General features: G+C 36.9%; 8 protein-coding genes and 1 CRISPR repeat array. All 8 genes read right to left on the bottom strand.

Annotated features, from left to right (window positions below; translation table 11 throughout):
* Positions 1-163: 163 nt before the first annotated feature.
* The 8 genes from cmr6 to MLD65_RS17515 are packed head-to-tail and all read right to left on the bottom strand — an operon-like array spanning position 164 to position 8,745.
* A complete protein-coding gene (cmr6, locus tag MLD65_RS17550; protein WP_243293116.1) occupies positions 164-1,330 on the bottom strand; it encodes a type III-B CRISPR module RAMP protein Cmr6 in 1,167 nt (388 codons plus the stop codon).
* Between the two features lie 13 nt (positions 1,331-1,343).
* Positions 1,344-1,736 carry a type III-B CRISPR module-associated protein Cmr5 gene (cmr5, locus tag MLD65_RS17545; RefSeq protein ID WP_243293115.1) on the bottom strand — a complete coding sequence of 131 codons (393 nt, stop codon included), beginning with the start codon at positions 1,734-1,736 and terminating at the stop codon, positions 1,344-1,346.
* Positions 1,737-1,749: 13 nt separating this feature from the next.
* Complete coding sequence (gene cmr4, locus MLD65_RS17540) at positions 1,750-2,640, bottom strand: type III-B CRISPR module RAMP protein Cmr4 (RefSeq protein WP_243293114.1); 891 nt, start codon at positions 2,638-2,640, stop codon at positions 1,750-1,752.
* A 13-nt stretch (positions 2,641-2,653) separates the two neighbouring features.
* A complete protein-coding gene (cmr3, locus tag MLD65_RS17535) occupies positions 2,654-3,775 on the bottom strand; it encodes a type III-B CRISPR module-associated protein Cmr3 (protein ID WP_243293113.1) in 1,122 nt (373 codons plus the stop codon).
* Positions 3,747-5,366 carry a type III-B CRISPR-associated protein Cas10/Cmr2 gene (gene cas10 / locus MLD65_RS17530; RefSeq protein ID WP_243293112.1) on the bottom strand — a complete coding sequence of 540 codons (1,620 nt, stop codon included), beginning with the start codon at positions 5,364-5,366 and terminating at the stop codon, positions 3,747-3,749. The genes cmr3 and cas10 overlap by 29 nt, the downstream gene beginning before the upstream one ends.
* Positions 5,363-6,268 (bottom strand): type III-B CRISPR module RAMP protein Cmr1, encoded by a 906-nt coding sequence (gene cmr1 / locus MLD65_RS17525; protein ID WP_243293111.1) that lies wholly within the window; start codon positions 6,266-6,268, stop codon positions 5,363-5,365. The genes cas10 and cmr1 overlap by 4 nt, the downstream gene beginning before the upstream one ends.
* Positions 6,265-7,605 carry a TIGR02221 family CRISPR-associated protein gene (csx2, locus tag MLD65_RS17520; protein WP_243293110.1) on the bottom strand — a complete coding sequence of 447 codons (1,341 nt, stop codon included), beginning with the start codon at positions 7,603-7,605 and terminating at the stop codon, positions 6,265-6,267. The genes cmr1 and csx2 overlap by 4 nt, the downstream gene beginning before the upstream one ends.
* Positions 7,606-7,617: 12 nt before the next feature.
* The gene (locus tag MLD65_RS17515) at positions 7,618-8,745 is read right to left on the bottom strand and encodes a putative CRISPR-associated protein (protein ID WP_243293109.1); all 1,128 of its coding nucleotides are present in this window, start codon (positions 8,743-8,745) and stop codon (positions 7,618-7,620) included.
* A gap of 244 nt (positions 8,746-8,989) precedes the next feature.
* A CRISPR array of direct repeats spans positions 8,990-10,150; the repeat unit is 30 nt; unit sequence GTTTCAATCCCTCATAGTTAAGATAAAAAC.
* Between the last annotated feature and the right edge of the window lie 164 nt (positions 10,151-10,314).

The following is a 10,314-nucleotide window of genomic DNA, read 5'->3' as shown; positions in this document are numbered from 1 at the left end:
CCGTTTTTAAAAAGTCTTTGATCCTTGGGGTTTTGGCGCTACTAGAGGTCGACGACAATTTTCTCCTTTTAAATGATGGTAATTCATTTTCGGGAAGTAACTTTGAAAGAAACGACCGGATTTCATAGGGAGTCCCTTAGAAATCCGGCGATTATTATTAGCGTTATTCGTTTAATAACTGTTTAATTGCTTGCACTTTCTCGAATTGTTTTTTCTTCTTCTTTTTTACATTCCAATCGCCTGTTTGCTGCCAAAATTCTTTTAATGCTAGGGCTGCGTCGATATTTCTCTGATTGATCACTTTGTCAAAGAGTTTATTTTTACTTTTTAACACATCTTCTTGGCGATTCTCTAGATGATTAATTTGATAAAGAAGGCGCTCTTTTTCATCCATTTGCGCAATTTTTTGTTCAATTTCTTTTTGAATCCGCTCTTGTTCTTGACGTCTTCTCTCTTCGACTAGTTTTGCCTTTCTTTGCGCAATTTCCATTTGACGTTTTTCTATAAACTGTTTTAACTTTGTATCTGTTACATCGTGAATTTCAGTAAAATACCCGTATCCTGATGATGTTTTAGACCCTATTCCGAATTCTCGTAAAGCGATTCCTGTCCATTGTGCCACCATCTCTAGTAATTCTTCCGTTTTATATTCACAAGGTGTTTTCACATATTTGTTCGTCGTTAAATAAATATCTGCTGAAGACACATGTACCGTTAAAAATGGGACAAGATTCAGTTTTTGAGTATCGGTTGCCGCATTTCTCTGCCCGTAATAATCCTTAAAGTGTGTCGTCAAAATATCTTGCTCAATCGATAAGTCTTTTATTAGAAAAATGTCATGAAATTGAATGATTCCTTTTCTATTTTGCGTTCCAAAAATTGTTGAGCCTAACACATCTTCCGCTAGATCTTCTTCATTTCCGTCACAAAAAGCATGAATATACCAGTTTCTCACAACCCCTTTCACACTTGATGCTGGAATAAATGGTACTCCATATACTGGATGGATCGTTAGCGACGTCTCGCGAACATGTCCGCCTCCTAACCCATGAACCAATCGTCCGATTGGCTTTCCTTCTAATAATTTGACGTATACTTGACTCGATAAATCGACAAACGCTTGTAAGCGTTGTTCCATCATTTTTTCTGATATGGATTTGACTTCGTGGCTTACGTTATAGTAAGGTTTTAGATTCTTCGTCTTATATTTCTTTTTGTAATTTTCTACTTTTTCAGTTTGATTGAAATGAATATGGTACCACAAATGCCCAATTGAATGTTTATTAGCAGGGGCAAACGCCTCTTTCGTATCTGCTGGATGAAAATGCATGACATCCACTCCTTTACTGTTTCGCAAAGCCATCAGCAAACTTGCGCATCCAGTTCAAAATAGCTAATGCCTCCATCGTTAATAAACGATAGTCTTGACTGTTTAACGAAATGACAACTTCTACAAACTCCTCCTCACTACCTTCAAAATAATGAGAAAATGTTTTTTTTAACCGTTCATGAAGTTGGTCATAAATGATGCGGTATTCATTCCCTTTTTGAAAACAAAAAGCAAGAGCTTGGCCAAAACCGTTTACTTGAATAAGGGAAGGTAGCTTTTTGACATACGACCGATATTGGTCAAAACTAACCTTTGTATTCTGTTTTGTTTCCTTTACTTTTTCAAAAGCAAATGACGCACGCCCGTCCTCTATTCCTACTCGACCAAACTTTTCTGTTGTCGTCATGACAATCCCCCTCTTACACCCAAATTTTCCGAAGCATTCCGCGACCTAATGTACTATTTCCCCCAAGCTGAAATACACTTGGAAAACGCTCTTCTTCAATTAAGAAACGTTCAACATCTTCTGCACTTTCCATCCCCTCAATACCGTCTCCACGCACTTTTCCGATATACATGAAACTATAAAAGATCGTCTCAGGCGGGACATTCTCTTCATACCATAGCGCTTGTTTATCAACTGTTCCAGACTCTGGATTGATCTTGATTCGAGCATTTACTTCTGTCGAAAGCTTAACAAAATCAGCGAAGTCATCATCTTCAAGAACGACGATTCGATCCGCTATATCGATTTGTAAATCTCCTTTCACGAGACTTTCAATTTGATTCGCTAACACTTTCGCTTCATTTGTCTCTTCAACTGTAAAAGAATACTCCTCTAACACGATACGATGATTTGCAACAACTAGTTTATTGGAAGAAACCGAGTTCGGTTCAGGTACAACGAACGTTTCTGTTCCTCTCTCATGTAAAATCAATTCATCATTAAATCGTTTTAATACTTGTGGACATGTAATCCACGCAAATATCCCTTTTATCGACTTTACCGGGAATAATAAAACTCTTGCATCAGAAAAAGCAACTGCGCTTGACTGTGTTTGATTTTCTTGACTTGATTGATTTGGCTTTGAACCAAATATGAGTTCGAATTGCTTCTCTTCCCCATCTTTTTCACATTTTGGCTCCATCGCATAGCGAATAGCCCCTTTTAATGTAGAACTTTCAATTTTCGGAAATCCTGTATGCTTTTCACGTTGAATTGGTAAATCGACTAATCCAATTTCACTTCCACTTCCAGCGTGAACAGATGTAATCGCATGTAGCAAAAACGGCTTTGAATTTGAAAACATTATTAATTCCTCCCTATTTATGGATGTTAACACTTGAAATAATGGCGAATCCAAATCCTTCATGAGCGCCTTCATCTGTAAAGTTCATTCCATTAGCCAATGACAAAACGTCATCAATTTGTGATTCTTCTAACCGAACATAAAAAACACTACCTGCTGGAACCATCGGTTTTCTATTTTTTGGTTTGTTATAAACAATATTCCAACCACCAAAAAGCTCTGCACGACCAACCGCTGACGTTAACAATTCAACTTTCACACCATTTGGTAATGTTATAAAGTTCCCATCATAATTGCTAGGTACTGAACCTTTTGCAAAAATAGTTGGTGATAAAAATACGATTCTAGCAATCCGTGTCTCTTGTAATTTCTTCTTTAATTTATCCAATTCAGAAGATGACCATAATGTAAATGACTCTTCAGCCTGTCGGACATACCATGGACGATTCTCGCCCCCTAATCTAGCAAACTTAACATTTGCAAAATCAGCCTCCGAGGAAGTATACACAACAAGTGACCCTTCTTCTTTAAACCGCCACTTTACCATCGAATAAAGCATTGAATTTTCCGACTTCCTCCTCTTGTAATCAAGCGCAATGCCAAGCTTATCTTCTCTTGCTAGTAAATCCGACCTTTTAATGAATTCTGTAATTGGTTTATTGCTTAAGACAGAATCTTTAAACGTGGATCGTTTGATAAAGTAGTCCGCTCCCCCTTTTGATTTTTCATTTCGATTCGAAAATAGACGCCAATTGGATGGGCGAGAAGATAAGTTAAGATCCTCTTGTAAGTTCAATGGATAAGCAATAACCTCTCCTCCTTCACCTTCCACGACTTGATAGTCATATGGAATGGGAAAGAGAAGATCTCCCTTGAGATTAAGACCCATATAATCGATGGAAAACTCACCAATTTCATCCGGTGTTCCCATCCACCGCCTAACTTCCTCGTCATTTCCTTTATTAAAATCAGTAAAGCTTGTATGTTCATGTATGTAGGCTGCTCTTAAGGCACCATAAATCGTATTCGGTCGCGGTGGAAACATTCCCGTCATTCTCGTATCTGTTCCAGTGACCGTTGTTTGATGATTTTTAAAGAAAAAAGTATCAACCGGTTTTATCTCGATCTTTTTCATGTGCTTGCTCCTCCCTTTCTTTTTTCTTTAAAAAGGTAAGCATTTTTAAAGTAAATAAAAATTCCATCGTTGACACGGAAGCATCATGAAGGTTTAGTAAATGATGAACATGTTCATCAACCTTTACACCTTTTCTTCCTTCTATTATTGAACGATTGAGTAACCGCCGTAGTTCAATTTCCAACATTTCTTTAGTCTCAACTTTATACTTATAGTCCCGAATCGAAATGAGCGGTAGAAATGCTTGGCTAAAATGATGGATAAAAGTAGCAGAAACATCATTTTGTAAAAGCGTTATGAGAGAATGGAGCATTTCCGTTGTCTTTTCTTCTCCTACTTTCCAAGGAAGCACCGCTTCAGAAATTTCTCCTGATCTTGTATGAACCGAAAGAGCCAATGCGTTTTTCTTTTCATCTGTAAACCTTCTGTGGTAACTTTTCGCCTTTTTCTCCAATCCTCGTACACTTTGTAGTAATTGCTGGAGTGGAGCTTTTTGGTGGCCAACAATGATACCTACGGATGCGGTAGCTCCTTTCCCTAAACCTTCTTCTTCATCACTAAAAGCAAACCGTAATGCTTCAGCAATTTTTAGCGCTTGATGAACTGGGACAAATGCGAGGACGTCATCCCCCCCAGCATAAATGAGCCTTCCATCAAATTTTTCTTCCACAATAGTGGGTACTGTCTTTTTAGCAAAGTTTGAAAGGTTTCGACTTATCTTTCGAAACGATTCAATATCTTCACCCGAAAACCATTTCCCCATATTATCTCCATCCATCATGATGATGGCTATATAGTTGTCTTCCCCACTTAATTCCGGAATAGCCTCAAAGCGCTTGAAACTATCCGGTACTTGATAAAGTTTTTTGAAATTTTGACGGGCAAAACGTTTTGTTAAACAGACGCCACACAAAAATTCTACTTTTCTTTTTACGTTATGTTGCCATGTTTGAGCTAACTTCTGCCTCATTTGACGATAGGAATCCCCTTCTTCGATTTCTTCATAAGTTAAGGCACTCCGCTCGTTACATATTTTGCATGTAAGCCCCTTTTGTTCATTTCCGTAAAAAAACCTTTCATTTTTCAAAGCACCGAGGCGCTTTTCCAATCGTTCTCGCACAATGTTGAATTCGTGCTCATTGTTAAACTTTTCAGCAACCCAGTATATTTCGACTAATTCATTTACTTGCTCTTTCGCTTTTTCTTTCAATGTTTCATAAATAGACGGATGAAAAACCCTCTCAACCGCTTGCTCACTCATCATTTCAAAAGATTCTCGCACTCTATTTTCGGCACTTTTTAAAAATGCTTTTGTTTCTTCTTCATTGCAAGAAAGAATGGCCGTAAATCGATTTGGTAAGGAAGCGATATGGATATTTTCATCCAATTTTTCAGCAAATAGTTCCTCTTTTGTGACATTTGGATAAATCATTTGAAAATTTTCCACATTTTCATAAAGGGATTTCATCGCTTCTTTCACTAGATGTGATAACAAATAACTTCCACTCCAAAAGTCTTCCGTTTTTCGGGCGGCCGCGATAAAAGACTGCACAGGGCCAATCGTAAAAACAACCATATATTTTTCACTCATATCATCACCCCAAGTTCTTGCAAAAATCGTCTTCGTTCATTTTCATAAAGAGGCTTTTCTTGAATTGTTGTTTTGACTTCTGTAATAATCGGGTAATATTTTTCATTCATTTTCCTTACAGTTACCCAAAGCGGAGATGCTTTCCTTCTTGGCTCCACCGCTCCAAGTGTTCCTTTTCTATTTCCATAGTGAGATGCGTAGCCAATAGAAGTAAGTACTTGTTGATATGATTGCTTCCCTTCCCCTATCCATATGGAATTTAATACAGGATGAGGTGCTCTAACCCCCTCTTTTCGTTCAAGTATGCATTGTGAATCAGTGTGAATCATAAACTTTCCACTCATATCGAGAGATTGCAATACTTGTTTTAATGAGCAGGAAAAGTCGTTAACCGATTCCCACTTATGTTCATTCCATTGACAAGAGCCAAAGCCTCTTCGTGATCGCTGGCCAAACCCTGCGACATGAAATAAATAGTTCATGTATTGCTTGTACTTGTTCAAGTCATCTATTCTCGTTTTATTCGCTCGAATTGTAACGTTTAATTCTTTGTTAGTAGCAATGGCTGGTGTGTTCAGATTAGCGTTTTTATGTGGCAGTATATTGATCCGCTCGTTACCTTGCGTGACATTAGGTATCAGAATGGATATCGGAGATTTTCCTTTTTCTGTTGTTGTACCACCGAAAAATTTCTCCTCTTGTTCAAGTAACTGCTTCGGATTTGCTTCATCTTGTAACGTACGCCAAAAATATCGCAATACCCCTTTTAAAGAAGGAGCACGAAATTCCGCGACACGTGAATTATTTGCCCCGTGCATTGCGAGTGGAGTGATTGTTTTTAGTATATATTTTTCTTCAATTAGAGCTGTTGGACTTGTTTTCCTCTCTACTTTAGTGTTCAATCTTCACTCCCCCTTGCTATTTTTTCTCTTTTCTCACTGCCTATCGCTTGGAAGAAAGAAGAGATCTCTTTAAACTTATTTTGAAAATTTTGTTCGAACCTTTCTGGATGACGATTTTCTTTCGTCCCTGCATGATTTAAGTCATTACGATAATCCGTAATATTATTAAATGGGCTTAACATCTTCCGATAAGGCTTGAGCTTATCAATGATTTGTTTGGTGAATTCTTTATCACGTACAATCCAATCTTCTTCTTCAATACCTTTTAGCATGATGCGAATAGCTGAGCTAATGTCTAGACGTTTATTTTCATCTTTTGCATCAATGTTATAAACCTCGCAAATTAACGTAATCGCATTTTCTTGAAGTAGTGTATAGGCAGGTTGAATCCAACCGTTGTCATAACACCAATTCGCCATTTGCACATAGTTATGGGAACATACGTCATTTGTAAACCCTTTATACTTTTCTTCAATTTCGTTTAGCAAAGGAATGAGCGGTTTAATAGCCCCACTTTCAAACTGCTTTGCTTCAGAAAGTAAAGATTGCAATTTTTTAATTTCGTCCATAATTCGTAAGCTTCGACTCGTTTGCATACATTTACCGACAATTTCTAATTGAATGGCTAGTTTATTAAAAATAATGGCTTTCTTTTTCTCCGCTTGATTCGTTTTCCCTTTCATAATCGACCCCATTTGGGCGCTAGTTAATTGTTTAATAAATGATGCATCTCCCGTATGTTTAAATTGATTAACTCCATTTGTCCAATCGAGTAAAGTCACCATGTTCGTCATATCAACAATCGGGGCAACTCGTTTTTCATCCGGCATTTTTTTCACTTCAATCTGAGGCCCTAATGACTCGAACCAACCATAAACAAGCTTACCAATTTTAGCGTTTTTCACTAGCCTCGCATAAGTTAAGACAATGAGTGCCAGAAGCGGTATGGAACGAAAACTATGCGTAATATCGAAATAAACTGTATCATCCTCTTGAACCTCTTTTAAAATCGCATCAAACAACATCCAGTTTCCTTGTTCGTCCTGTTCTTTACTAATCTCAACGAGTTTAACTTTTGCATCGGGGGCAATTCGTTGAAACGTTGACGCTAAGCCTTCTTGGAAGTTTCCATCCCGCCCCTCACTGTTAAACCAATTCTTCTTTTTTGCATCTTTCGTCAAAAACAGCACAACTTCCATTTGATTGTCTTTACTCATTAATTCATAGATGGCCGTCTGAGTGAAACGGGAGAAAGATGCTTTTTCTCCTTCAAATGTGTAATAACAAGGTAAATAATCACCTAATCCTAAAAATGAAAATAATACGTGACGAGACATACAAAATCACCCCTATTTAAAATATTCGATTAATCTAGAAAACTCAGAAACTTGTTTATATATCCCTTTTCCTTGCGTGATCTCTCGTTCATAACAATCATGATCTAACCAAATATAGTTCGCATACAAAATATCCTCATTTTCATCATAGCGATAGGTTAAACGAAAGGCCGTCTGGCCATTACTAGCACCTTTATAAAGGTGAAAATGAATGAGACGACTATCTAATCCAGCGATTTCTTTTTCGTGTTGCAAATCTGATAATCGACCATCGCCAGACTTTATTTTTTTCACTAACTCCCGTAATTGTTGTTTAATAAAAAGGGATTGGTGTTTGGATTTATTTATAAGTGCACGCACTTGCTTTGAACCATAATAATGCGTTTGTAATAAATGACTATATCTCGTACGTTCAAGCATAAATATTCCGAACGGATTTAAACAAACCATTTCTTCTTCGATAGAGAACAGGGATTTAAACTTATTTATAAATGATTGTTCTTGGAATGAAAGACTATGCAGTTCAATATAATCAGATTGACACCTTCTCAATAAGGGAGTGAATTGTTGAATAATATCCTGGTCTATTTGAATTGGTACTGGCGGGATTTCGTGTAACACTTGATGATCTTCGTGAAGATATGCTGTCGGATACCCAAGAAAAGAGCCAACAATATATCCAAAGGATGTCATGACTTTATATCCACCGATTGGGGCAAAACAAGTTGTAGTTGGTTCGCCTGCTTCCAAAGATTCCGCAAGTTTCTTCATATATTCACTAATATCTTGATTTAACGTTTGTTGGTTCCCTACATGAACATCCACAAAAAACACTTTAACACTCGCATTAAACGTTTCTTCAAAGATCTTTCTTAAAATCTTTTCAGCAGCATAACCACCTGCTGTGTTAGTAAAAAAGAGGATAAACACCGGTTTCTCCACAAGTTTTCTTTGCTTTTTCAAGGCATTGACTGTTGAAAATTCAGCACTAACTCGACTTGGGTTATCTTCAACTTCATTTAAAAACGGTCTAACTCTACCAATCCATTCATCTAGTAATTGAGTAGTTTCATTATCTAAACCCTGATTATGTAATGAAATAGGAAATTTAGGCACTTCTTCTCGATTAATTGAAAACATATTATTTCTCCCGGTGAACAAAGACACACCACAAGTTAAAACAACGGTACTATACAATTCTATCAACCTTCCTTACTTAGGAAATATTACCTATATACCCATTGTAAAATATTCCACCATCAACATTCAATACAATCACGCAAGTTAATCAAATAAAAGATAATTATTGCTCTCCCGCTAACCTTGGTTCAGTCTTGTTTGACATTACTCCTTTCTTAAAAACAGAAAAGGAGAATGCTACTAAACTACAATCCCTCATAGTTAAGATAAAAACGGAGGTACATCTATGGTTAGTACATTATTAGAATCAGGTTTCAATCCCTCATAGTTAAGATAAAAACATTGATAAGATAAAAGAAAAAGGTACAATTCAAGAGAGTTTCAATCCCTCATAGTTAAGATAAAAACAAACACGACCCCATTCGTACTCCATTTCATCTTCTGCAGTTTCAATCCCTCATAGTTAAGATAAAAACTTTCGTATATCTCGCATTCAATCCATTCCAATATTGTTTCAATCCCTCATAGTTAAGATAAAAACTCTCCCAGCTTGTAACGCTTGTTTATGCTTTTCGCTGTTTCAATCCCTCATAGTTAAGATAAAAACAACAACATTTGTGGTAGAAGAAAAACTATTCCATGGTTTCAATCCCTCATAGTTAAGATAAAAACTTACTTCAACCAAATGCTTACCTACACCCAATCCTGGTTTCAATCCCTCATAGTTAAGATAAAAACTTACACAATTGTAGATGATGAACAACAAGTCTTTTATTGTTTCAATCCCTCATAGTTAAGATAAAAACATTTAGAAGGCTTGAATGTCGAAATTAGTGCCACCAGTTTCAATCCCTCATAGTTAAGATAAAAACCTTGCATCGAGACCGATGGTGTATTCATTTTGTTCATGGTTTCAATCCCTCATAGTTAAGATAAAAACGCCTGACCGCGTAAACAAAAGGCAAAACGGACGTAGATTGTTTCAATCCCTCATAGTTAAGATAAAAACCACCTCCAGCGACTTTTACCTTTTCCCCTATGTCATCGTTTCAATCCCTCATAGTTAAGATAAAAACGACAGAATATGACACCATTTACATCAATGAGATAGGTTTCAATCCCTCATAGTTAAGATAAAAACAATCGAAGGAAAAACAAACAGACCTTATCGATTTATGTTTCAATCCCTCATAGTTAAGATAAAAACGTCCACGTTCACCAACAGATACCCGTTCATTTGCTCTGTTTCAATCCCTCATAGTTAAGATAAAAACGAGCTCTACTGTCATGTCCGAGCCCCCTTTCGAAGGTTTCAATCCCTCATAGTTAAGATAAAAACCAAGCTACGAGCGTTCGTCACGCCGCACAATTTACGGTTTCAATCCCTCATAGTTAAGATAAAAACGAAGAATGGAAAAGCGGAAAAATGGAAAATGGTACGTTTCAATCCTGTAAATCATCACTTTATTCCCTCTAAAAACCTTTAAAAATTTTCAAATTCCTCCAGAACTTACATGACACGCCTCTGAGATAATATGCTAAATTTTTTGCATATTAATTGGAGGAGTG

Origin of the sequence: Bacillus sp. FJAT-47783, from assembly GCF_022808615.1 — a bacterium.
GTDB lineage: Bacteria > Bacillota > Bacilli > Bacillales > Aeribacillaceae > Bacillus_BZ.
The sequence above is the reverse complement of the archived record's forward strand: the minus strand, read 5'-3'. Positions and strand labels throughout refer to the sequence as shown.